The sequence below is a fragment of the Halostella sp. PRR32 genome (assembly GCF_034808085.1).
Lineage (GTDB): Archaea > Halobacteriota > Halobacteria > Halobacteriales > Natronoarchaeaceae > Halostella > Halostella pelagica.
Window position 1 is genome coordinate 584,424 of the sequence record NZ_JAXHGL010000002.1, and the last position, 24,827, is coordinate 609,250.

Here is a 24,827-nt window from a genome sequence, read left to right on the forward strand (position 1 = left end):
CAACGAGACGACGACAGAGGACCGGCCGACTACCGACGAGCGGGAAGCGACGACGGCGAACGCCACAGTTGCGGCGAGCGCCAGATCTGAACCAGGCAGCCTTCCGCGAACTCCGACCCGGTTCTGACGGCCGACGAAGGGTGTCCGACGGGCCGCAGTCGATGGAACGCCCGGCGGATACCGAGGCCGTTCATCGGCGTCCGACGGCCACCGGGGGAACGGTTGGTTCGGGTGCCGACACGGAGTCAGGCGGAAACTCCGCAGCAGCGTTGTGGCTTCGTAAAAGCGCGACGGACCGTTTCGGTTGCTCCGGAACACCGCGGAATCGTACATACAGCCCTTATTATATACATAATAAAGATTCGTCTACGGGAAGTGTCCCCGTGACACGAAACGGTTCTACCGGACCGGGGCTCAGTCGTCGTTCGTTTCTCAACCGTGCCTCCGCCGCTACTGTGGTCGCATCCACGGTCGTGGGGACCGCCGCCGCGCACTCGCTGGGAGATAACTACGGAACGGTCGTCGACATCGTCGACGCGGGTGCGGACAGTGACGGCGGTACCTCGATCACGCCGATACTCCGCCGGACAGCCGCCGACGATACGCTACTGAAGTTCCCGCCGGGACGCTACTACATGGACGAGCAGTTCCGGTTCACGGGGTTCGAGAACTTCGGGCTACTCGGGAACGACGCGACGCTCGTTCCGGCGAACTACCACGAGTTCGACGGGCCGCAGTATCGGCTCTTCCGACTCGGCGTCGGCGACAGCCCCGGCCGTAGTCTTCGGTTCGAGGGATTCACCGTCGACCAGACCGCACCCGACACAGGAATTCGGGTGATAAACGCCGAGGTCGAGGACGGTCTGGTCGTTCAGGATATCGTTGTTCGCGGCCGCCACGACAGCGGGACGTGGGGGCCGGGGCTGTTCAACATCACCGACCCCGACGGCAGCGGGGTCGTAGAGCGGTTTACGGCACGCGGCGGGGCGGCCTGGGTCGACGAGACGCCCAACGCCGGGAACCTCTGGCGCGGACCGAGCGGCATCATCGCCAACCGAAACCACGAAGGAACGCTCCGGTTCCGGAACTGTGCGCTGGGTGCGTTCCCGGATAACGGCCTCTACGCGTCGGGCGGAACCGGAACGGTCGTCGTCGAGGGCGGGCGCTACCAGAACAGCGGAACCGCCTCCATACGCCTCGGCGGCCGGCGAGTCGTCGTCGACGGCGCGACCGCCCGCGTCGGCTGGAACCCGGAGAACTACGTCCGACAGGACCCGATCCGGCTCGACTACGCCGGATGGGCGACCCTGAAAAACGTCACCGTCGACGTCCCGCGACCGAACGGTATCGGGATCGCAGTCCGGAACGGCGTCGACGGGGTGACGATCAGGAACGCGTCCATCTCGATGGCGCGTACGCCGACGACCGGCGTCGGGATCAGCCCGCAGGTCGGACCGTCGTATCTGGAAGACGTCGAGGTCGAAATGGACGCCAGCGGAAACGCTATCGAGATCCGCGGCGATTCCCCCGGCGAAGTCGGGCTACAGAACGTCCGGATCACCGGTGATGCGAGCGGGTCACCCTTGCGTCACGCCATCTACTGCAGCCGCGACCACTGCCAGTTCAGGGGCGTGGATATCGACCAGACGGGCGGGGAAAAGCGCCGCGGGCTCGAACTCAACGGCCGCGACTACTTGCTCTACGACTGCGATTTCGGGACGACCCACCACCCCGTCGTCGTCAACGGCGACAACGTCTGGGTGGAGAACTGTCGCTTCGACTCCTACGCGGGCTACGCGTCGCTCAAACTCAACGACGGAGCGGGGTCGATCCGTCTCAAGAACAGTTCGTTCCCCGATGGAGTGGCGGATCTTCGGTGACTCCGGGAGGTTCGAGAATCACACCACTGGATCCCCGTCGTTTACCGGGTCTATAATAATCAGACGCGGGGACGCACTCCGACGAAATGCCGAAAGTTACCGTGATCATCCCGACGTACAACCGAGCGGAAACGCTCCCCAGGGCCGTCGACAGCGCGCTGGACCAGACGTTCGAGGACCTCGAAGTGCTCGTCGTCGACGACGGTTCGACCGACGAAACGCGGGAGTTGCTCGACTCGTATTCGGACCCGCGTGTCCGGACGATCGCACACGAGACGAACCGAGGGGCGAACGTCGCCCGCAACACCGGCATCGAGAACGCTCGCGGGGAGTACGTCGCCTTTCTCGACTCCGATGACGAGTGGTATCCCGGGAAAGTATCGAGGCAACTCACGGCGCTCGACGCGAAAGGCTCCGACTGGATCGCCGCCTACTGCGACACCGAGATCCGCACGTCCGGGTCGTCGGGACGGCTCCGGTCGCTCGCCGCGGGCGTCCTCGCTCGCGCCGACGTCGACCCGCGGATGGAGGGCGGCGAGCAACTCGTCGGCGAGATCCTCGCCGGCAACGTACATCCCGGCGCGGGATCGACGCTGCTGGTCCGCACGGACGTCGCCCGCGAAATCGGCGGGTTCGACGAGACGCTCGACCGCTTTCAGGACCCGGAGTTCGTGCTTCAGATCCTCGACGAAGGGAAGGTAGCGTACGTCGACGAACCCCTCGTGGTTCGCCTCGAAACCGGGACGCCAGCCGCCGAAACGGTCGCGGCGGCCGACGAGCGGTATCTCCGGAAGAACGCCGACGCCGTCGAGACGTTCGAGCGGCGAGGCTACGATATCATGGGGCGTCACCACCTCATCCTCGCGAAACGGTATTTCGAGGACGGGCAGTTCTACCACGGGACGAATCACGCCCGCCGGGCGACGGTACCGCCGCGTCACTGTCCCGGCCTCCTCTGGGCCGTTATCGCCGGGGTCGGCCGGCAGGACCGCAAGTCGCTCGCCATCGCCGCGTCTGCAGTCGGACTTGTCGTCGCCGCCGTAGCCATCCGCGGCAGTTCGAACGGGCGTTGACCGCGCTGACCGGCAGTTCGGATAGCGGGCATCCAGTGTCGATCAAGTGATAGGCCGGAGATAGATGGCCGTCAGTGACGGGTTATCGGACCGTTAATCGTGCATCCACAGACGGGCCATCCGGTTACGTGCCGCGAACGGAGTCCGTCGGCAGACACACCGCAAACGAAAGCTGTCGACGCACGTTCGCGCTGACCGAACGGGGACAAACACATATCGTCGAACAGCGCGGCCCCTTATCCGGTTTATAGTTAATATCGCATGCCCGGATATAACCGATACTGCCGCTCGCGACCGCGCTTCGACTCCGGTCGCGACCACCACGATATCCGAGAACTATGAACAAGGAAATGTTCGGCGTGTTCGGCGACGAGGATGAGTTCGCCCGGTTTCGCTCCCCTGACGAGTTCGACCGGGTCGTCGGAGGGGACGAAGTGACCGTCGGAATCCGCGACCCGGGACTGACCGTCCCAGGGAGAAGCGCGACCCACACCGCCGACGGCGACGCCTGCGTCGTCTGGGGCGAGGTGTTTCCGCCGGACGACCGCGATGTCAACGCGGCGTGCTGGTTACTAGAACGGTACAGCGATGTCGGCGCGGATGCGTTCGCGGACCTCAACGGCTCGTACCTCGCAGTCGTCGACGTGGACGGCGAGGCGGTCGTTGCAACTGACCCCATCCGGTCGTGGGAGTGTTTCTACACGGACGGCCCCGGAACGCGGGTGTTCGGTACTGACGCCGCGGCTGTCGGGCGAACGATACGGTCGCCTCGCGTCCACGAGGAGTCAGTGCTCGAGTTCCTCCACATCGGCGTCGTGCTCGGCGAGAAGACGTGTTTCGAACGGCTCCGCCGCTTGCCGATGGATAGCGCTCTACGGACCGACGAGGTGGAGCGACTCTCTCGGTTCGTCTACGAGCCACGGGAGTTCGACTACGTCGGCGAACTCGCCCGTCGACTAGAGCGGGCGATCGAACGCCGCGCGCAGTATCCTGGCGAGAAGGGCCTGCTTCTCTCCGCGGGGTACGATTCCCGACTGCTGCTCTCCCAGATACCCGGACTCGACGACAGTTACACGGTCGGGTCGTCCGACGCCCAGGAGGTCAGCGGTGCCCAACGACTCTCCGACCAGTACGGTACCACCCACTCCGCCTTCACCCCGGACGACCGGTACCTCCACGCCGACGAGCGGAAGGTCCGCTACTCGCAGGGCATCAAGGAGTCGCTACACATCCACCACGCGGGTTACGACGACCAGATCGACGCGAACACGATGTGTCACGGCCTCCTCTGTGATACCATCTTCCGGGGGCACTTCACCGAGCAAGCGAGCGTCGAAGTGTGCGGAAAGCGTGTGCCGTTCGGGAAGTTAGACCCGGATCCGGAACCCGTAGACGTACTGCTCGACAAGTTCGGCTACCGGACCGAGGCCAGCCGGGACCTCTCGCGGTACACGTCGACCGACCTCGATCCGGAGACGTTCGTTCGGAACGCAGTCCGATCGGAGTTCGAGTCCCACCGCGGCCGGTTCGACGCGGTACAGAACGGCCTCGACTGCTGCGGGATCGGGAATCAGCCGTCGATGCCGTTTCACACCCACCTCTCGGACAACTACTTCGAGGCGTTTCTCGCCACTGACGCGGAACTACTCGACTGGCATCTCCAGACGCCCCCCGAGCACCGAACCACCGAAACGTTCCTGCGGGCGTGCGAAAGACTCGATCCGGACATCCTGCGGATCCGGCCGCCCGACCGCCCTCACGATTCTTTTCTGCTCAACGAGGTCGAGGGGTTCATCCGGCGGACGGTGCCGTTTGTTCGCGCGTTCGAATCGGCGTGGCCGGACCGAGCGGCGATATTCGACCAATACGACCTCGACCGGCGTCTCTTCCCCGACGCCGAGTACGTCCACGACTTGCCCGTTCGTCATAAGTTGCGCATCAACGATATCTCCGGGTGGCTGGCACAGTGCTCCGAGTCCGCGAGAGACATCGACGAGTTACTTCAAGACCCAGTCCCGAAACCGGCGTGACGCGTCACAGCCCGATGAGTTCCCCGTTCCGCCGGTCGCTACAGGGTCGGAGTCGAGCACAGGGCGAAACGAGTGCCACCACTCGACGGTAGCTATACATAATCATTAAGGTCTAACTCGAGAATGGGTTCGTAACGAGTGTCGCATCACCGCCCCATCGTACTTTTACAATGGATCCCGAGACCGATTCGGACGTCGACTCGGCGAAGTTCACGATTCCGGACGAGAGGCGAGCGATGACCGCGGAGTCGACATCGGGTGATCGGAACCCGCCCAGATCCAGACAGATCCTCGACGCCCTCGACGAGATGGACACTCCCGTCACGATCGACGAACTCGCGGACGAACTGGTGACGCGACGTGACCTCCGATCGGAGGGCGAGGATATCGAGACGTGGGCTGACGTACACGAACAGTTGTACGTCGTCGACCTGCCCGTCCTCCACGGCACAGGTGACGTCCACTTCGATGCATCAGCCGGTCTCGTCTCGCTCGCCGACACGGAATCCGCCGAACCCACAACTGATACAACGCCCGCCGACGAGGGTGACGGCCGTCGCTGGGCCTCGGTCCTACCTATCGCCGGACTCGCGACGTGCTCGGCGCTACTCGTCGGCCTGACTCGCGTCGGCGCCTGGCCGCTGGCAGACACGCCGACGCTCGCTCTCTCGGGGGCCGTCGCGGGGGCAGCCGTCTTGCTGGCCGCCGTACTGGCGGTGCGTCGAACCGTCAGCTAACTTCGAGTCACGGTCGTACCGGAGAACACGGACGGCGTCACGCCGACGCCAGAAGCGCCAGTTGTCGGCTGTATCAGTCGCTGTTGGCAAAAGCCCGTCACTCGGTCGCGATCTTGGTCACCGTTAGCGCCGTAAACAGTAGCAGAACGACCGCAGAGAGTGCTACGGCAGGGAGCGCCGTAAGCGGCGGGACATTGAACACCATCCCGGCGAAGAAGGATGCGCTGACTCCGGACGCTCCGAGGTAGTAGCTGTTCCACGAGCGGGACTCGTCGTCCGTCGCGTCATCGTCGTCGACCGGCCCGAGATGCCGGTCAAGGCGGTCCGCGAGCGAGGCACGTTCGACTATCCCGCGGCTCTGGTTGTACTCGATGATCCCCTCCTCGTCGAGTTTCGGGAGGTGGGACTGGTAAAGCGGGATGTAGACGCGCTGGCGCTGTTTGGAAGTCAGCGCCTTGACGGTCGTATCGTGTTCCCACGCGGCCACCTGCTCCGCGATATCGCGCATGCGAACGGTTCCGTCCTCGCCCTGAAGATACCGAAGGACGTTCCGTCGCCGTTCGTTCTGGAGCAGGTGGAAGATCTGGTCTTCAGTGAGGGTAGATTCGTCAGTGTCGTCGTCAGACGTGTCTTCTATCGTCGGTCCGTCGGAGGGGGTCTCGATCACACTCATTATCGACGGATAATACATTCTCGGAGAGTGTAATAAATAGGTAAACCTGTCTCGCGTGTTGCAGACTGTTGCAGCGAATTCAGATAGTCAAACTGACTGTTTACACAGTTTAAAACCACTCAAGAGCCCCTCAAACCGACAATTATGGCTTTTTGGAGAAAAACACCCATATCTGGTACGGGTCACAGAAACGGTTAATGCGTCGTTAGCAACAGCGGTTTCGGGCCGGGATCGAAGCGGATCGTATCCGACGGCGATCACATCTGACTCAGGTGCGAGAGAGGTCGCGGTGTCTCGCTGGCGGCCACACCAGGTCACGGCCGCGTCTGCTGGCTAGGTGGAACCCATCGAACGGATCCGCTAGACCGACCCGCCGTATCGCGCGCAAACGGCGAGAGCCAGCAGTATATGAAACTGATAATAAACTCCGATCGGGTCGAACGGGCGGTAATGGACGATCAGAATCGCTGGTGGTACGTCGATCTCGTCATCGTATCGCTTCTCGCGGGACTCGCCGGGGGATTGATCCATCTCGGAACGGCGGGGATGGCACGGATCGTACTGGCAATGCCGTTGTTCCTGCTGTTTCCGGGCTACGCATTCGTCGCGCTACTGTTTCCGGAGAACGGGGACGCCCCCGACGAACCGTTCGACGAGGACCGGACGGGACTCTGGGCTCCGCGTTCCGAGTCCAACGGCATCGACCGCGTGAGTCGCTTTATCCTATCGGTCGTAACGAGCGTCGTTCTGGTGGCTGTCGTCGCTCTCGCCGCGAACGTGACTCCGTGGGGGATCACTCTGCGGCCGCTACTGGCCGGTCTCGGTATCGCCACCGTGGGTTTCAGTCTGCTCGGTCTCGTTCGCCGGTGGCGGTGTCCCGCCGACCGGCGCTTCACGCCGTCGGCCGGCGCGTTCTGGTCCGGCCTGTTCTACGCCTCGAAAGACACCCCTTACGGCTCAAATCGTGCGGTGTACAACATCGCGATCGGGCTAAGTCTACTACTGCTCGTGACGAGCGCGGGGTACGCGGCAACGAACCCGGTGGAACACGAGGGATTCACCGAACTGTACGTGGATACGGACCCGGTGAGCGGCGACGACCGGTCGATGTATCAGTCGACGTACGTCCGGGGAGAGAGTGCGGAGTTCGCCGTGAACGTCACGAACAGGGAACACGAGCAACGGCAGTACACGACCGTAGTCATGCTCCAGCGAGTGAACGAGAGCGGACGCGAGACGACCGTCCAAGCGGAAACTGAACTTGCGAGCGACGAGATCACAGTTTCGGACGGTGCGACGGAGAGCCAACAGTTCGAGATCGCTCCGACGATGGCAGGGGACGACCTCCGACTGGCCGTGTTGCTATACGAGGGCGATGCGCCTGCGGACCCGACGGCGGCGGACGCCTATCGGACGCTCCGGTTACCGATCACGGTCGAGGACGGGCAGAGTGCGATGGCCCAACGAGCGACCGGCGGCAGTGATGCGGTGCAGTCCGCGCCGACCGGCGGTGATAGCTGACGATGTGGCCGTGGGAACACCTCGCGTTGGGCTACGTGGTCTACTCGCTGCTCGGACACGCACTCGAACGGAAAGCACCGTCGGACATCGGTGCCGTCGCGGTCGGAGTCGGAACGCAACTACCTGACCTCGTGGACAAGCCGCTCTCGTGGGGTCTCGGGATCACTGAAACCGGGTACTCGGTCGGACACTCGCTGTTCCTCGCGCCGGTCGTCTGCCTCGCCGCGGTCGCGCTCGGACGGAGATACGGCGACGGGAGGATCGTCGTCGCGTTCGCCGTCGGCTACCTGTCGCACCTGTTCGGCGACATCGTTTACCCGCTGTTTCTGGGGCGGGGGGTCGCGCCCTCGGTCGTTCTCTGGCCCGTGGTGACGCAGCCGCCGTCGAACTCGCACCTCGGCTTCGTCCAGTTGGTTACCCGGTACCTCGTTCGATACGCGCGCCAGATGGCTGCGCTCGACGTTACTCCCTACCTGCTCTTTCAACTGTGTCTCGGCCTGTGCGTCCTACTGCTTTGGCTGTACGACGGCATGCCCGGTGCCGCCCTGTACCGCATCTTCGCTCGCCGCGCCACGCGTTGAGACAGGAGTCGTTCCGTTTCGGAGTCCGGCCGCGCTCGGTCTGCTGTCGGCTGGGTTCGGAAGACAACTGCTGTCGGCTGACTGCGGAAGAAAAGCACCGTGACGAAATCGGCCGAGATCGGAACCGAGTGCCAACGATACGGGCAGTCGCTACTGGGGGCTCGTACACATCGTCACGTCGCCGTTCGCGTAGACTGTGCCCTGTTCGGGTCGGCAGAGCCGGGACTGCGGAACGTCGCGGATCACCCCCCGCTCGTTTTCGTCGCGGAAGTAGGTCGCTTCCGTCGACTGCCTCTCCCGGTAGACGACGAGGTCGTGGGTGACTGGCTCACCGTCGACCACCGTTGCGGTGTCGGCCGGATGCGCGTGCGTTCGCTTGATCAACGTCTGGTACGGGTGGTCGGTGTAGAGCACCTGGTCGGGGCGGATCTCGTCCGGCCGGGGCGAGCCGGTCATCTCGCCTATCGTGTCGGCGGCGGTCAGTTCCGATTCGCTGTAACTCAGTTGTTCGTGTTGCTCGTCGAAAACCGGACTGTCGATGGTCCCCTGGCTCGACAGCAACATCGCGCCCGGGAACGCGAGCGAGAAGACGAGAAGGCAGGCGAGAAAGAGCCTCGGCTGCAGGTTCGTTGCGAGGTATCTGATGCCGATGACGGCGAGGAGAGCCATCGGCGCGTACAGGAACGCGAACCAGCGCTGGGGGATGAAGTTTCGGATGCCGAACATCGGCAGACCGAGAACGAAGACGAGCATCACCGCAGTGGCGAACAGGAGCATCAGCACGGACTGGTTGGCCCGCTTGCGGTGGACCACGTAGAGACAACCGACGAGTGCGGCACAGAGCAACAGCAGGAAACCGGACACGTCGACGTACTGAACGAGCAGTTCTATCGCCGTCGGGCCGGCCGACTCGCCGCCACCGCCGCCGGCGGAGGAACCGCCGGCCAGGTTCAGGAGTCCGGCACTCGACGCGAACGTCTCGCGGAGCCAACTCAACACCGTCCCCAGGAACGAACGCTGTTTGTACGGCGTCAGCGACCAGGTGAAGATGGTAAAGCCCACGTCGAAAACGACTATCCCGACCAGGTTGACCGGCTTTCGCATCCGGAAGATGTTCGGGTCGAGCGGCGACGTTTCGAACGGGGTGATCTGGATGACGACCTGGGAGAGAAACGCGGCGGCGAGCAAGATCAGCATGATGAACGTCGAAACCTGATGGGTGAGGATGATCGCGAGCGTCAGCAGGATCAACAGTACGAAGTCCCGAAGACCGTTCTCGACCCACATGAGTCGGACGAGCGCGTAGAGTACGGCGAGAAAGAAGACCAGACCGAGGCTCGTTGGAATGAGGTGTACCCCCCACTCGACGACGTAATTCCCGACGGAGTAGATCATGGTCGCGAGCACCGCCCAGCGGTCGGTCACGAGCAGGTTCGCCGTCGAATAGACGAGCAGGACCGAGAGGGGCATCACCACGCCGATCGAGAGGTAGAGCGCGTTTCGAAGCGAGAGGTCGTAAACGATCGCCGCCGACGCGAGCACCAGATGATAGAACGGTGAGGCGAAGTGTTTGTCGTCGGCGATCGCATCCAGAGATCCCTCCGACAGGATCCCCGCAGCCAACTGGGTCACGTGGGTCCAGCTATCGATACCGATCAGGCCGGGCGTGGTGAACAGGCCGGCGAAGCGGACGACGAACGCCAGCAAGACGACCTCGGTGAGCAGTAGCGTCCGGTTGAAATCCGTCTCGTCGGTGAAGAGGATCTGCCCGAACACCAGCGTGCCGAGGACGCTCGCCAGGTCGAGAAACAGCGGGGACCGCTCGCCGTGGACGGTCGCAACCAACACCATCGCCGCCAGTCCCGAGATCACGACGCTCGGCAGGGAGCGGGCGATCGGGGCCGGCAGCGCCGGCAACGCATCCGCCTGGCGGTCGTTGTACGACGCCAGCAGGTAGAGGAGGCAGGCCACACCGAGAACCAGCGGAATCGTCTTGATGTAGACCTGCGAGGCGAAAAACCGCAACGGGAAGAGGAGGGCGGCGACGATCAGGCCGCCGCCGGCGGCCACCAGATCGAACCGGAGGTCGTCGAGCCGTCTGGCGACGCTACGTCTCATTGGACATCTCTCGAAGGTCGATCGAGCGTCGGTTCGTGTCCGTTCCGTCGAGTACGCCGTCGTACAGCGCCACGAGCTGGTCACCCATCGCGTCGAGGCTCAACTCGTCGACCGCGCTCCGCCCGTTCGACCGGCTCCCGTTCTCCAGGACGTATTCGAGCGCGGCGACCAGTTCGATCTCCCTGTCACAGACCGCCGAGTTTGCCACGTCGTCGAGCACGTCGCTCACGAATCCGACATCGGTCGAGACGACCGGCAAGTTGCACGCCGCCGCCTCCTTGACGGCCATCGGCCCGCTCTCGCGGGTCGACGTGAGTAACAGGGCGTCGCTCGCGTTCATGTAGTGCGGCATCTTCTCGTGCGGGACCCCGGTCACCGTCCGCAACTCGGCGTCGACCGAAGCCTCATCGACGACCGACCGAGCGAGCGGGTAGTTCTTCTCGGGACGGTCGGGGTCGTACGGGAAGAGGACGACGGGGTCGTCCGTCTCCCAGCCGAGATGGTCCCGGGCGCGATGGCGTGGGATCGGTCGGAACTGGTCCGTATCGACGCCGAACGGGATGACGGTGTGGTCGCAGTCGAGCGCCGAGGACATGACCGGACTCGGCAGGACGACCGCGTCGGAGAGCCGCGCCCCGTATCGGCTCATCGCCCGAAGCCAGCCGCGCCCGCTCATCAGGTCAGTTCCCCAAAGCGTCAGCACGACCGGTCTGGTCGGCTGCGCCAGGGCGAGGGGCGCGACGAGCCCGTAGTTCGCGTGGACGAGGTCGTAGTCGCCCGACCGGATTTCCCTGAGGATCCGCGGGTAAAAGCGGAGGTAGTCGCCGGCCGAGCGGGGCGAGTCGGGGTGGTACTCGCCCGGTACCGAGAGGACGGTACAGTCGATACCGCGGTCGTCGAGCGTCGCGACCTGTTGCTCGAAAAACGATCTGGTCGACGTGATTAGCTGTAACACGTTCATGGTCGCGTCGGCGTCGCGTCCGGTTCGCCGGGCTGAGACGTTCGGTCGCCCGGCGGCGATTCGATCTTGTCGACGACGACGTCGGTAACGTCTACCGTCTCCTCCAGTAACGTCTCACGCCGGCGCGCCCACCGCTCGTCGTTCGGGTCGCGGAGGATCGACGCCGCCTTCCGCAGGGACGCCTCGTGTCTGTCTTCGCCGTTGAAGTTGAACAGGAGACCGTAGCGCTCCTCGAGTTCTTCGGTGTATCCCAGCGAGAGCGAATTCACGTAGACTGCAGGCGTCCCGAGCACCGCGCTCTCGGTGGCAGTCGTCGCGCCCTCGCCGATGACCAGATCCGCGTGGTAGAGGAGGTCGTGAATCCGTTCCGGCGCGATCGAGATCCGCCGGGATTCGAGGTCGTCGGGGAGCGCCACCTCGGACGTGAGCAGGACCCGCGCGCCCGCCGCCTCTAGTCGGTCGACCGCATCGTGGACGTCGTCGAAGCCGCCCTGCCCGACGTCGTGTGAGGAATCCCAGCTGCTGACCCGAACGACGACGAGCCGGTCATCCGGGTCGGCGTCGACGGCTTCGAGTACGTCGGCGTCCGGCGTGAACCGGTCAGGGTGGAGGTACGCGAGTTCGTGGTATCCGGGATAGCGAACCTGCTTGTCCCCGACATCACCGCGATAGCACGCGGGCGTACACACCGTGTCGGCGAAGGGGTACGCCAGCGTCTTGATGATCGTCGCGTGTTCGGTGTCGTAGAAAACGACGCTGCGCGCGCCGACTGCCGACGCGACGTGTGCGGCTGCGACCCCCCCGATAGCCGTGATGACATCGGGGTCGATCCGACGGGCCCGCCGCAGTAGCCGCGTCTCGTACGTCGCCTGAACCGCCGCCAGCGAGAGCAGCGAGTCCGAACGGCCGGCGAGTACCTCGTGGTCGATCCCGTAGCGGTCGAGCAGGTCGACCGTCATCTCGTTCTCGCGGGCGAAGACGTGGACGTCGTGGCCCCGCTCCGACAACACGGAGATGGCGTTTTTGAAGAAGTGGACGTGTCCCGGATGCTGGATCGTCGTGACGACGTTCATTCGCGGGTCACCTCCAGTCCCTCGTTCGCCGTCGCGTCCAGCACCATCGCGGTGACGACGAGAAAGAGACTGACGGCGAGTGCCACCGCCGACTTCGCCGCACGGCCGCCGGCGGAGTCGCTGGTGAGGGACTCGACGACCGCCGTCAGTCCAGTCACGACGCCGATCACCGCACCGAGGACGCCGACGCCGTAACAGACCGCGACCGGATGAACCCCGTCGTCGAGGTAACACTCCTTCAGTCGCCAGCCGAAGCCACGCGCCAGCGTCAGCGATGTCGTCGGGACGAACGACGCGAAGTCGATCGTGCTCTCCTCGTCGCGGTAGACCGCCGGCATGGAGACGTCGACGACGCGCATGTCAGCGACGTTCAGCCGCACGAGGAGGTCGTTACAGTAGTCGTGGTTGTCGCGCATCCGGTCGACGTCGATAGCACAGAGCGCCTCGCGAGTGATCGCGGTGTAACCGTTCTGCGGGTCGGTCGTCCGCCAGTAGCCGCTGGCGACCTTCGTCAACGCCGTCAGCAACCAGTTGCCGACGGTTCGAAACGGCGGCATCTCCATCCAGTCCTCGCGGTTCGCCAGGCGGTTGCCCTTCGCGTAGTCGGCCTCGTCCTCGACCAGCGGGTCCAGCAACGCCGGCATGCGCTCGGGGTCCATCTGTCCGTCGGCATCTATCGTGACCGTCAGGTCGACGCCGTCCGCGCGGGCGCGGCGGTACCCGGTTCTGAGTGCGCCCCCGGCCCCCTGATTCTCCTCGTGACGGATAGGGACGACCTGCGGGTCGGCCAGCGTTCCGCCGTCCGGGAGCGATTCGGGGGGTGAGACCTCCCGACCACTCGCGACCGCGTCCGTCACCGTCTCGTCGGCCACCGCTTCATCCCGATTCACCGCAGAACAGTCGGGGTCGGCCGTCGCGTACCGCTGGATCACGTCCCAGGTCCTGTCGGTAGAGCAGTCGTCGACTGCGTAGACGCGGTCGACGAAGGCCGGTATCGATTCGAGAACGTGCCCGATGCGTTCCGCCTCGTCGTAGGCGGGGACGATGACCCCGACCGTGTGGTCGCGGTACATCACAACCTCCTGTAGGCGATGTCCTGTTCCCGCATGGCCTCGGGGTCGAGGGCACCGGTTACGTCGATCAGGACGGGGTCGTCGTTGAACTGCGCAGCCACCTCCGCGTGGTCGAGGTCGCGGAACTCGCCGTGGGGCGTCGAGAGAATGGCACCGTCCATCTCCTCGAACGAGAGAGACTCCTGTACTTCGATGCCGAACGCGTCCCGCATCGCCTCGTCGTCGCCGTGCGGATCGTAGCCGACGACATCGATATCGTACTCCCGGAGGTTGTCGACGACCTCCGCAACCTTCGACGTGCGGATGTCGGCGACGTCGGATTTGTAGGTAAGTCCGAGTAGCAGCAGCCGACTGTGCTTGAGCGTCTTCTCGCTCTGGTTCAGGGCCTTGATCGCCACGGTGGCGACGTGGTCGGGCATCGATTCGTTGACCTCGCGGCCCGTGAGCATCAACTCGGGGACGAACCCGTCGCGCTCCGACTGGTGGGCGAAGAAGTACGGGTCGACGGGGATGCAGTGGCCGCCGACGAGACCCGGCCTGTAGCCGTGGAAGTTCCACTTCGTCCCCGCGGCTTCGAGTACCGCGTGGGTGTCAAGGTCCATCCGCTCGAACGCCATCGAAAGCTCGTTCATCAACGCGATGTTGAGGTCGCGCTGAACGTTTTCGACGAGCTTGCACGCCTCGGCCACCTCGATCGAGGGGGCGCGGTAGATGCCGGCGTCGACGACCGAGTCGTAGAGCGCTGCGACGTCCTCTAAAACAGCGGTGTTTTGCCCACTCACGACCTTGACGACGTTCCGGAGAGAGTGGTCGTCGTCACCCGGCGTCGCCCGTTCGGGCGAGTAGCCGACGTGGAAACCGTCGCCACACGTCAGTTCGGAGGTGTTCTCGATGGCGGGGACCAGAACCTCCCGCGTCGCGCCCGGGTACACCGTCGATTCGAGGATCACGGTTGTCCCCGGACTGATGGACGCACCAACAGTTTCGCCGGCGCTCCGGACTAATTCGAGGTCGGGCTGTTGGTTGCGGTCGACGGGCGTCGGGACCGCGATGACGACGTACTCCGCGGCACTGATCGCGGACGGGTTCGACGTGTACGTGATATCGTCGTCGGCGACTGCCTCGTCGTCCAGGTCGCCGGTCGTGTCGACGCCGTTTTGCAGGGTCTCGACCTTCTCGGCGTCGATGTCGTACCCGATGACGCCGTAGCCCGCCTGGGCAAACCCGGTCGCCAGCGGAAGGCCGACGTACCCGAGTCCGACCACGCAGACGCTCGCATTCCGCGGCTGGTCCGGCTCGGTCGCGTTCCGAGGGCGCTGTCCGTCCGTGTTTCGAGACTGGACGGAACTGCCGTCGTTCTCGACGCGGTCCATTCGACCGTCGGTATCGCTGAGTGGTGGATTCATATATCGTCTCTTCGGATGTTCTGTGCCGATCCGACCCCGACTCGGACGAAGGAACTGAGACGCGAACCGTCGGTCGAAGCGACGGATCGGTGCGTCTCGGTCCCTCGTCAGCGACGGCGACGGCGCGTCCGTCACCGCGCCCCGCCGGGATCGGCCGAGCACGAACCTCGAAGTGGAAGACGAACCTGTCAGTCATTATTATAAAGCAGGTAAACGCTCGACGCCGCTCTGACCGTCGTCTTCGTCCCCTCGACCACCCATCTGAGACGGAGGTTCGGGTCTCGGCGCCCCGAGAACGCCGGAAATCCGGTTTATATCCGCGTTAAACTCCGACTTGTTCTACTAATAATAATGGGAGAGGCGTGTCAGGTATCTCACCATGAGAGCGAGGGCAGTCGACGAGCATCGTGAGACGGATCGGTCGGAGAGATAGGAAAGATTAACAGTGGGATCGTGAGTACCTCCGATACTGACGTAAAAACGACAATCGCTATGGATTTCAGGTCCCTTGCCGCCGTCGTCGTTATCCTGTTGTTCCTCGTGTCCTCTACGCCTGTCGCGGCAGACGCATCTGGCGTCGCAATAGAGGGGGCGTCGTACGCGGGCGAAGGTGTCGTCGAACAGAACGAAGACACCGTCCGACTGTGGCAGTCCGACCCCCACACGCTCAACGTCACACTTACTGACACGAACGCCTCTACGCGCGTTGAAGTCTGTGTCGGCGTCGCCAACGCGAGCAACGAGTCGGTGCACAACCTCAGTTGTCAAATAACGACGACTACTGTGAACGGAAGTACAGCCTCTGTACCGGTCGAGAAGTGGCCCGAAAACGTCACCGGTGACCAGACTGTCGTAATGACCGTCCGGAACAATCCATCCGGGTTCCAGAAGAGTGAGCTACTCGACCGGGACACCGTTTCGGTACAGGTGATCGAGAAAGACGGCGACCTCGACAGCGACCGGCTAACGAACCACCAAGAGGTCGAACACGAAACAAACATGTCCAAGGCCGATACCGACGGAGACGGCCACGGCGACGGCAAGGAGGTACACGAGTACGGGACCGATCCGACGGACACAGACACCGACAGTGACGGACTCCGGGACGGCGACGAGATCAGCCGCGGAACCGACCCGACGGCATCGGACACGGACGGTGACGGGCTCACTGACAGCGAGGAAGTCAACGAGTACGACACCGACCCGACGGTACCGGACACGGACGGCGACGGCCTCACTGACGGCGAGGAAGTCAACGAGTACGACTCCGACCCGACGGAACCGGACACGGACGGTGACGGGCTTACTGACAGCGAGGAAGTCGACGAGTACAACACCGACCCGACGGAACCGGACACGGACGGCGACGGCCTCACTGACGGCGAGGAAGTCGACGAGTACGACTCCGACCCGACGGTACCGGACACGGACGGCGACTTCGTGAGCGACGGCACCGAAGTCACCGTCTGGTCCGGACCGAGCAGCGCCGCGACACCGCTGGCATACGTTATCGTCGCGGTCGGTGGTCTCGTAGCGGTGGCGTGGCGGATCGACGGTGCCGACGGTCTTGAACGACTCAGGTCAGTCGTCGAATCCGAGTCCGCCGAGGAGACAGAGACCGAATCCGTATCCGCCGTCGGCACGACCGACGGCACTGACGAACCGGCAGAGACAAACGGGACGACTGAACCGCCGCTTATCACCGACGACGCGCGAGTCCTACGGATGCTCGACGAGCACAGTGGTCGCCTTCCGCAAAGCGAGGTCGTCGAGCGGACCGAGTGGTCAAAATCCAAAGTCAGCCGCCTCCTCTCGCGGATGGAAGACGAAGACCAGATCAAGAAGATCACTATCGGCAGAGAGAATCTCATCACCCACATGTCCGACCAGCCGCTGGAGTCCAACGATAGCTCCGTGAACGATTGATAGGGTCGTTCGTGATTTTCACCGGCATAGATTCTCCGTCGTCGGGTTTCTTCACCGGCATAGACTCTCCGTCGTCGGTTTTACCCCCAACTCGTTTGCTGCTGGGGTTGGCCGAACACAGTTACGAACGACCCTGTGACGCCGGTGCGGCGGTAGAGAAGGGGAGAGTGAACGCGATACACACCGTCGAGGCGGACGCGGACCGGTGATGCGTCCGGCAGATCAATCGTCGCTTGCCCGTTCGAGTTGTGCTCTGGTCTCGTCCAGATCGACGGTCGGTGCGGTGACATCGCCGTCGACGACGACGCGAGGGACCGTAGAGACGCCAGCGTCGCTCGCGGCGTCCGTGGTTGCCCGCACCGCGGAGGCGTACGCGTCATCGTCGAGCGCCCGTCCGATCTGAGACACACCGCGGACGCCGGCCTCCTCGGCGAGTTGTTCGAGGAAATCGCGTTGGGCCCATTCGTACTGCTCCTGTGGCTGGTTCTCGAAAACGTACGCGAGATACGCCCAGTAGTTCGCCGGGTCCGCGTTCCAGACCGCGAGTCCGGCGCGAGCGGCCCGCGGCGCGTCGGAACCGAGAAACGGCTCGCCTGACCGGTATCCCAGAAACCGGAATTCCAGAGCGATATCCTCGGAACGGACGAACTCCGCGACGATCCCATCGAGTTGTTCGAGGACGAACGTCTGCGTGTGGGGACACTTCCAGTTCCCGTAGACGGTTGCCGTCGCCGTCGCGTCGGCGGAGCCCATCGTCGCGTACTCGTACTGTCCAGGGTCGTCGGGACCCGGCGCGGTTCCGGCGAACGAGACGCCCGGCTGACGGATCGTGATACCGTCCACGTCGAACGACTCGTCAGCGGATTCAACGCGGGAAATCCGTGTCTCGGTTTCGGTGTCGGGGCGCCGCTGGGTCACTGTATCCGCCCTCTCCGTTCCCGTATCGGACGTGTCCATCGCTTCGAGAACGGAGGCACAGCCCCCGAACGAAGCCGTGACCGCGGTTCCGATCGCCCCTACGACGCGTCTCCGCGGAACGTCATCTGCCATGGGACGCCGAAGGGACGGCGAGGGCATTATTATCTCGACGATAAGCGAGACGTACGACGCCGAGTCGCGTCGGGGGACTCGACACCGACCGAAATTCCGGTCGCTTCCTATCGCTGACTATCGACGCGCGGTCGGTCACGGTCTGACCCGGCGGTACGAACGTTGCACTCGCGAAACAGTACGGGAGAGTCACGTCGCAACGGTCCGATACTGTCCGTTCGCCCGAGCATGCGGCCGCTACGGCGCACTGAGCCGGCTAAATTCGAGCCGCGAGGGGTTACACCTCCGCTAAGGCGGCTTATCTAACCTATAGTAAATTCCCGGTACACGAATGTGTCCGGTAAGCGCCCCCTCTCCCCGACGGACGGGGACGGCGGGCCACCAGACCAACTATGTATCAGCACACCACCGTAGACGGTCGATTTCCGCAGGAGAGCGTCGGAACCACGGAGCATGATACGACAGTCGTTGCGCCGCTCGGATCGAGTGCGATCCAGACGGAGGTGAGAGGCTGATGTGCGGGATCATCGCTCACGTCGGCGACGGGAACGCGATCGGCCCCCTTATCGAGGGGCTGGAAAACCTGGAGTACCGCGGCTACGACTCCGCCGGCGTCGCGGTCCAGAACGGCAGCGGCGTCAAGGTTCACAAGTGCTCGGGGCAGGTTTCCGAACTCAAAGAAGAACTGCGGGCGACCCCGAAAGGAAACGTCGGGATCGGTCACACGCGCTGGAGCACGCACGGCCCGCCGACGGACGAGAACGCCCACCCCCACACGGACACGGCCGGGGACGTCGCCGTCGTCCACAACGGGATCATCGAGAACTACGAGAGGCTTCGACGAGACCTCGAAGCGAAGGGCCACGAGTTCACGAGCGACACCGATACTGAGGTCATCCCGCACCTGATCGACCACCATCTCGGGTCGTCTACGTCCCCCGAGGCGGCGTTCCGGCGTGCGGTCAGCGACCTCGACGGGACTTACGCGATCGCCGCCCTCGTCGACGGCGAGGAAGCGGTCTACGCCACTAGACAGGGGTCGCCGCTGGTGCTCGGCCTCGAAGACGAGAAGTGGTATCTAGCGAGCGACGTGCCCGCGTTCCTCGAACACACGAACGAAGTGGTGTATCTCGAAGACGAGGACGTGGTGGTACTCGAACCGCACGAAGTGACGATCACCGACCTCGACGGCCGACAGGTCGAGCGAGCGGCCGATACGGTCGATTGGGACCCCGAGGAGACGAGCAAGGGGAAGTACGACCATTACATGCTCAAGGAGATCCACAACCAGCCGACATCCCTCTCGAATACGATCGAGGGCCGCGTGCAGGACGGCGAGGTCGCACTAGAGGAGTTCCCGGACGGGACGTTCGCCGACGTGCGGAACGTGCAGTTCGTCGCCTGTGGTACCTCCTATCACGCAGCGCTCTGCGGCGAACAGTTGCTGAAAGAAGCGGGCGTCCCCGCACAGGTGGTCCGCGCGAGCGAGTACGTCTCGACGTCCGGACCGGTAAGCGAGGAGACGCTCGTGATCGCAGTTACCCAGAGCGGCGAAACCGCTGACACGCTGGGGGCGGTCCGGGCCGCGAACGCGGCGGGTGCGACGACCATCGCCGTGACGAACGTCGTGGGGTCGACGGCCGCACGAGAGACCGACAGGGCGCTCTATCTGCGCGCCGGCCCCGAGATCGGCGTCGCCGCTACGAAGACGTTCTCCTCCCAGTCAGTCGCGCTGGCGCTACTGACCCAACGCATCGCGGCGGACATTCCCGTGGGGACGGTCCCGGAGAGTACGGAATCGCTGTTGAACACGGCTGAGCGACTCCCTGACGACATCGAAACGGTGCTTGAGACGAGCGATTCGGACCGCATCGCCGCCAAGTACGGTGGCAGTGACTCCTACTTTTTCATCGGACGCGACCTGGGCTACCCCGTCGCGCTCGAAGGGGCACTGAAGTTCAAGGAGATCACCTACGAGCACGCCGAGGGGTTCGCCGCCGGCGAACTCAAGCACGGCCCGCTCGCGCTCGTAACGCCGCGGACCCCGATCTTCGCGGTTTTTACTGGCGAAGACGACGAGAAGACGCTGACCAACGCGAAGGAAGCCCGGACGCGGGGCGCGCCGATCGTCGCGGTCGCGCCGGAGGGACATCCGGCCGTCCAGGCTGCCGACGCACACCTCGAAATCCCCGACACGCACCCCACCTGGGCCAGCCTGCTCGCGAACGTCCAGTTACAGCTGGTCTCCTACCACGCCGCGAGCCACCTAGACCGCCCCATCGACAAACCGCGTAACCTCGCGAAGAGCGTCACCGTCGAGTAGGGTTCCGGGTATCCGACGTTTCACTTCCGTCCGGTCTCGATGACGAACCGATCGGCGGCTGAGTCTCGCCGCCTAAACGGTACTGTCCAGCGCCTTCTCGGTCTTTGACCACAGCGTTTCTGTCGTAGCTGTGACCGCGTTAGAGCAGGGTACGCCGGAATCGTGTTCAACGGATGACGACAAGCGTGGCGCGAACCGCGTTGAACGCAGACTCTCCCGGGATAGGAGCACAGATGGTTGGCACAGCCGAGACGGTCTTTTTGACGCTCGCTCGGACGCCGTCTCAGACGGTCGGATCGTACGATCGATGTCGCCCTGGCTTCTAGCCGGTAGTAGATATCAATGAGGTAGGGTGTCACTCGTCTCGTTCAATCTGATGGTCGCGTTGAGCGTCGTGTCGTTGATATCAACCGTCTCGTTGCTTTCGTTCGTCTCCTCCGTCTCGTTCAGTCCATCTGTCTCGTTCGTCTCCTCCGTCTCGTTCAGTCCATCTGTCTCGTTGTCGGATCTGTTCTCGGCATCGGTGTCATCGTCGCCGATCGTGATGTTGAATTCCTCGTCGGTCGTCTCCTCCGTCTCGTTTAGCCCATCCGTCTCGTTGTCGGATCCGTTCTCGGCGTCTTCGTCATCATCGCCGATCGTGATATTGAACTCCTCGTCGGTCGTCTCCGACGAGGACGTCGTCGGTTGCGACTGTTCCGTCGTCTTGGCAGACGACGACATGGTTTCGTTATCAGCGGTCGCTCCTCCGTACAGCGCGCCGATACTGGGCCCGGAGACGGAGAGGACGATGCCGACGGAAAAGAAGATGATACCGAACGTGACCAGGGCGATCTGCAGGGCGCTCGTGAAGGTGATACCGATAGCAGATCCGTCGGATCTAGCCTCGCGCGCATCGTCCGGCGAGTCGAGGGGACTGCGACGGTTCACTCGCATGGTCAACCCTTGTCCCCAGTGCGGTCGCGCACAATGTCTTCGCCGGGACCAGTAGTAACGCCGGGCGAGAGCGTCACGCCCGGACCGAGGCTCGTGTTAATTCCGGTCTTCGCTCCGTCGCCGACGACCGCGCCGAACGTTCGACGGCCGGTCGAGACGCGCTCGCCTTTGACGGTGTGTTCGACGGGTTCCTCGTCATGCCGGACGTTTGCAACGGTCGTCCCCGCGCCGAAGTTCACGTCACGGCCGAGGATGCTGTCGCCCACGTACGAGAGGTGGCCGACGGTCGCGCCGGCGAACAGGAGGCTGTTTTTGACCTCGACGGAATGGCCGATCGTTGCACCCTCGTCTACGAGCGTCGTCCCTCGAATGTACGCGTTCGGCCCGACCGTCGCGCCGGACCGGATCAACGCGGACCCTTCGATAACGACGCCGGGTTTCACCGTCGCACCCTCTTCGACGACGACTGACCCCTCGACGTGAGCGTCAGGACTGATATCGCCTGCCAGAGCGGTCGAGAGTTCGCCGAGCCACCACTCGTTGGCCTCCAGCAGTTCCCACGGCCGCCCGACATCCATCCACCGGTCCAGTTCGACGTACTCGACATCGAACTCCGCGATCACCCGTGCGAGGACGTCAGTGATCTCGCGCTCGCCGCGCTCGCTGACGGGGACATCGAGCCAATTACGGGCTTTCTCGGGGAGGACGTACGCTCCCGTGTTCACCAGGTCGCTCGGCGGGTCGTCGGGTTTCTCGGTGATTCCCGTGACCCGTCCCGCCTCCGCAGTCAAAACGCCGTACTGTGACGGGTTCTCCACCCGAAACGCACCGACGCCCGGACCGGCCTCGAACAGTCGCGCGACGGACGCCTGATCATAGAGATTGTCGCCGTTTAGCACCGCGAACGCGCCGTCGATGTGTCGGGCCGCAACGCGAACGGCGTCGGCCGTCCCCGACTGCTCCATCTGGACGGCGTAGCTGATCGACGCACCTGCGTATTCCGAGCCGAAGTAGCGTCGAACGGCGTCGGCTTCGTACCCGACGACCAGAACGATCTCGTCCGCGCCCGCCGCGGCGGCCGCCTCGACGGTGTGGGCGACTATCGGCCGCTCGGCCACCGGTAGCATCGGTTTCGGCACCGAGGCGGATAGCGGTCTCATCCTTGTTCCTTCGCCCGCTGCGAGAATGATGGCTTGCATCGGTGGTGACACCTGGACGTAGACGCGGTTTACTATACGCTTGTTAAGGGGCGCAAAACGCCGGTGAACAGGGGAAGAAGGCGGTACGTCGATATCGCGCTGCGGGGAACTGGTTCGTCCTTCCGCTCTCAATAGCGGTCGAGGTCCCTAGAACTCGGGGTCGATCTCGGGCGCGACGCCCTCGTCGCCGCCGTCCAGGTCGAACTCCTGGCGGAGTTCGCGGATGCGGTCGCGGATGTCCGCCGCGAGTTCGAACTCCAGATTGTCGGCGGCTTCCTGCATGCTCGCCTCTAACTGCTCGATCCGGCGGGCCGCCTCGTCGGCGTCGTCCGGTCCCTCGCCGGTCACGTCGCTGGTGTCGGTCTCGCTGCCGGGCAGGTTCGTCTGGCCGATCTCTTTCTCGATGGTCGTGGCCTCGAAGCCGTGTTCCTCGTTGTACTCCTGTTGGATCCGCCGGCGGCGCTGGGTCTCCTCGATGGCCGCCTCCATCGCCGACGAGCGCTCGTCGGCGTACAGCACCACTTCGCCGTTGACGTTTCTGGCCGCACGACCCATCGTCTGGACGAGCGTGGTCTCCGACCGCAGGAACCCCTCCTGGTCCGCGTCGAGGATGGCGACCAGAGAGACTTCGGGGATGTCCAGCCCCTCGCGGAGCAGGTTGATGCCGACGAGTACGTCTATCTCGCCGAGGCGGAGCGAGCGGATCAGTTCGTGGCGTTCCAGGGTGTCCGTCTCGTCGTGCATGTACGCCACGTCGACGCCCGCTTCCTCGAAGTACTCCGTCAGGTCCTCGGCCATACGCTTCGTGAGCGTCGTGACGAGGACGCGCTCGTCGCGGTCGACGCGGTCGTCGATGCGGTCCATGAGGTCGTCGACCTGCCCCGTCGCATCCGCGACCTCGACCTTCGGGTCGACCAAGTGGGTCGGGCGGACGATTTGTTCGACTATCTGGTCCGAATGCTCGCGCTCGTAGTCAGCGGGCGTCGCCGAGACGTACAGCGTCCTGTCGACGCGGTCGGCGAACTCGTCGAACGTGAGCGGGCGGTTGTCGTACGCGGTTGGCAGGCGAAAGCCGTTCTCGACCAGCGAGTCCTTCCGCGATTTGTCGCCCTCGTACTGGCCCTTGATCTGCGGGAGCGTCTGGTGCGATTCGTCGATGACCGTGAGGAAGTCGTCGGGGAAGTAATCGAGCAGGGTGTACGGCGCGTCGCCCGGTTCGCGGTCGCCGAGGTAGACCGAGTAGTTCTCGATGCCCGAGCAGTAGCCCGTCTCCTGCATCATCTCCAGGTCGAAGGTCGTGCGCTCCTCGATGCGCTGGGCCGCGATCATATCGCCCGCTCGCTCGAAGTAGGAAACCCGGTCGTGCATGTCCTCGCGGATCTCGTCCATGGCGGTCTGCAACTGCGGTTCCGGGATGGAGTAGTGTTCTGCCGGGTGGACGAGCACGGCCGGTTCCTGGCTCTTGACCTCGCCCTCCAGCGGGTCGATCTTCACCATCTGGTCTATCTCGTCGCCCCAGAACTCCACTCGGACGGCGTAACGGCCGTACATCGGGTATATCTCGACGGTGTCACCGCGGACCCGGAACGTCCCCTGCGTGAAGTCGACGTCGTTGCGCTCGTAGTTCAGGTCGACGAGTCGGCCGAGCAACTCGTCGCGGTCGATAGTTTGGCCGACTTCGAGCCGCATCGACATGTCGACGTAGTTCGACGGGTCACCGAGGCCGTAGATCGCGGAGACGCTCGCGACGACGATAACGTCGTCACGCGTCAGCAGTGAACGCGTCGCGGAGTGGCGCAGGCGGTCGATCTCGTCGTTGATGGAGGCGTCCTTGTCGATGAAGGTGTCCGTCTGCTCGACGTAGGCTTCGGGCTGGTAGTAGTCGTAATAGGAAACGAAATACTCGACGGCGTTGTCCGGAAACAGGCTGCGGAACTCCTCGTACAACTGCGCGGCGAGGGTCTTGTTGTGGGCGATGACGAGGGTCGGCTTCTGTATCTCCTCTATCACCCACGAGACGGTGTTGGTCTTGCCCGAGCCAGTCACGCCGAGTAGTGTCTGCTCGTCCATCCCCTGACGATAGCCCTCGGCCAGTTGCTCGATGGCCTCCGGCTGGTCGCCCGCGGGGTCGAACGGCGCGTCGACGCGAAACGGTCGTTCCTGGTCGGGACGGTCCGGGGAGAGCGGACCGGAGTTTGCGTCACTCACAGTGGACAACGATACGGACTGAAGTTACTTTACGCGCTCGGTCGGGTGCTTCCTCGACG

Annotated in this window: 18 protein-coding genes; 8 read left to right on the top strand and 10 right to left on the bottom strand. The window is 64.0% G+C overall.

All coding sequences use genetic code 11. From position 1 onward, the window contains the following. Positions 1-455: 455 nt before the first annotated feature. The 4 genes from SM753_RS08200 to SM753_RS08215 all read left to right on the top strand — a co-directional run bounded on the left by SM753_RS08200 (position 456) and on the right by SM753_RS08215 (position 5,720). A complete protein-coding gene (locus SM753_RS08200; protein ID WP_323191216.1) occupies positions 456-1,880 on the top strand; it encodes a hypothetical protein in 1,425 nt (474 codons plus the stop codon). A gap of 86 nt (positions 1,881-1,966) precedes the next feature. Next, positions 1,967-2,953 carry a glycosyltransferase family 2 protein gene (locus tag SM753_RS08205; RefSeq protein WP_323191217.1) on the top strand — a complete coding sequence of 329 codons (987 nt, stop codon included), beginning with the start codon at positions 1,967-1,969 and terminating at the stop codon, positions 2,951-2,953. A gap of 338 nt (positions 2,954-3,291) precedes the next feature. After that, on the top strand, positions 3,292-4,983 hold the full coding sequence (locus SM753_RS08210) for a hypothetical protein (RefSeq protein ID WP_323191218.1): 1,692 nt from the start codon (positions 3,292-3,294) through the stop codon (positions 4,981-4,983). 170 nt (positions 4,984-5,153) lie between these two features. After that, positions 5,154-5,720: a hypothetical protein gene (locus tag SM753_RS08215; RefSeq protein ID WP_323191219.1), complete on the top strand. Its 567-nt coding sequence runs from the start codon at positions 5,154-5,156 to the stop codon at positions 5,718-5,720. A gap of 97 nt (positions 5,721-5,817) precedes the next feature. Here SM753_RS08215 and SM753_RS08220 read toward each other — a convergent pair whose 3' ends face one another. After that, a complete protein-coding gene (locus tag SM753_RS08220; RefSeq protein ID WP_138798456.1) occupies positions 5,818-6,393 on the bottom strand; it encodes a hypothetical protein in 576 nt (191 codons plus the stop codon). Between the two features lie 450 nt (positions 6,394-6,843). Here SM753_RS08220 and SM753_RS08225 point away from each other — a divergent pair, with 450 nt between their 5' ends. After that, positions 6,844-7,914 carry a DUF1616 domain-containing protein gene (locus SM753_RS08225; protein WP_323191220.1) on the top strand — a complete coding sequence of 357 codons (1,071 nt, stop codon included), beginning with the start codon at positions 6,844-6,846 and terminating at the stop codon, positions 7,912-7,914. Between the two features lie 2 nt (positions 7,915-7,916). Then, the gene (locus SM753_RS08230) at positions 7,917-8,495 is read left to right on the top strand and encodes a metal-dependent hydrolase (RefSeq protein WP_138798458.1); all 579 of its coding nucleotides are present in this window, start codon (positions 7,917-7,919) and stop codon (positions 8,493-8,495) included. A gap of 150 nt (positions 8,496-8,645) precedes the next feature. Here SM753_RS08230 and SM753_RS08235 read toward each other — a convergent pair whose 3' ends face one another. The 5 genes from SM753_RS08235 to SM753_RS08255 are packed head-to-tail and all read right to left on the bottom strand — an operon-like array spanning position 8,646 to position 15,126. Continuing rightward, complete coding sequence (locus SM753_RS08235; RefSeq protein WP_323191221.1) at positions 8,646-10,613, bottom strand: hypothetical protein; 1,968 nt, start codon at positions 10,611-10,613, stop codon at positions 8,646-8,648. Further along, on the bottom strand, positions 10,603-11,574 hold the full coding sequence (locus tag SM753_RS08240) for a glycosyltransferase family 4 protein (protein WP_323191222.1): 972 nt from the start codon (positions 11,572-11,574) through the stop codon (positions 10,603-10,605). Before SM753_RS08240 ends, SM753_RS08235 begins: the two co-directional genes overlap by 11 nt. Then, a complete protein-coding gene (locus SM753_RS08245) occupies positions 11,571-12,647 on the bottom strand; it encodes a DUF354 domain-containing protein (RefSeq protein ID WP_323191223.1) in 1,077 nt (358 codons plus the stop codon). The genes SM753_RS08240 and SM753_RS08245 overlap by 4 nt, the downstream gene beginning before the upstream one ends. Continuing rightward, a complete protein-coding gene (locus tag SM753_RS08250; RefSeq protein ID WP_323191224.1) occupies positions 12,644-13,720 on the bottom strand; it encodes a glycosyltransferase family 2 protein in 1,077 nt (358 codons plus the stop codon). Before SM753_RS08250 ends, SM753_RS08245 begins: the two co-directional genes overlap by 4 nt. Further along, positions 13,720-15,126: a nucleotide sugar dehydrogenase gene (locus SM753_RS08255; RefSeq protein WP_138798463.1), complete on the bottom strand. Its 1,407-nt coding sequence runs from the start codon at positions 15,124-15,126 to the stop codon at positions 13,720-13,722. The genes SM753_RS08250 and SM753_RS08255 overlap by 1 nt, the downstream gene beginning before the upstream one ends. A gap of 492 nt (positions 15,127-15,618) precedes the next feature. On the opposite strand from SM753_RS08255, the gene SM753_RS08260 reads away from it, so the two are divergent. Beyond that, complete coding sequence (locus tag SM753_RS08260; RefSeq protein ID WP_323191225.1) at positions 15,619-17,052, top strand: helix-turn-helix domain-containing protein; 1,434 nt, start codon at positions 15,619-15,621, stop codon at positions 17,050-17,052. A 222-nt stretch (positions 17,053-17,274) separates the two neighbouring features. On the opposite strand, the gene SM753_RS08265 is transcribed toward SM753_RS08260, so the two are convergent. Beyond that, entirely contained in the window at positions 17,275-18,102 is an 828-nt protein-coding gene (locus SM753_RS08265) for a thioredoxin domain-containing protein (RefSeq protein ID WP_323191226.1), read from the bottom strand. Positions 18,103-18,616: 514 nt separating this feature from the next. Here SM753_RS08265 and glmS point away from each other — a divergent pair. Then, positions 18,617-20,425: a glutamine--fructose-6-phosphate transaminase (isomerizing) gene (gene glmS, locus SM753_RS08270; protein WP_323191227.1), complete on the top strand. Its 1,809-nt coding sequence runs from the start codon at positions 18,617-18,619 to the stop codon at positions 20,423-20,425. A 339-nt stretch (positions 20,426-20,764) separates the two neighbouring features. On the opposite strand, the gene SM753_RS08275 is transcribed toward glmS, so the two are convergent. The 3 genes from SM753_RS08275 to uvrB all read right to left on the bottom strand — a co-directional run bounded on the left by SM753_RS08275 (position 20,765) and on the right by uvrB (position 24,768). Further along, positions 20,765-21,361 carry a hypothetical protein gene (locus SM753_RS08275; RefSeq protein WP_323191228.1) on the bottom strand — a complete coding sequence of 199 codons (597 nt, stop codon included), beginning with the start codon at positions 21,359-21,361 and terminating at the stop codon, positions 20,765-20,767. Between the two features lie 2 nt (positions 21,362-21,363). Continuing rightward, a complete protein-coding gene (glmU, locus tag SM753_RS08280) occupies positions 21,364-22,560 on the bottom strand; it encodes a bifunctional sugar-1-phosphate nucleotidylyltransferase/acetyltransferase (RefSeq protein ID WP_323191229.1) in 1,197 nt (398 codons plus the stop codon). Positions 22,561-22,707: 147 nt separating this feature from the next. Continuing rightward, entirely contained in the window at positions 22,708-24,768 is a 2,061-nt protein-coding gene (gene uvrB, locus SM753_RS08285; protein WP_323191230.1) for an excinuclease ABC subunit UvrB, read from the bottom strand. Positions 24,769-24,827: the final 59 nt, after the last annotated feature.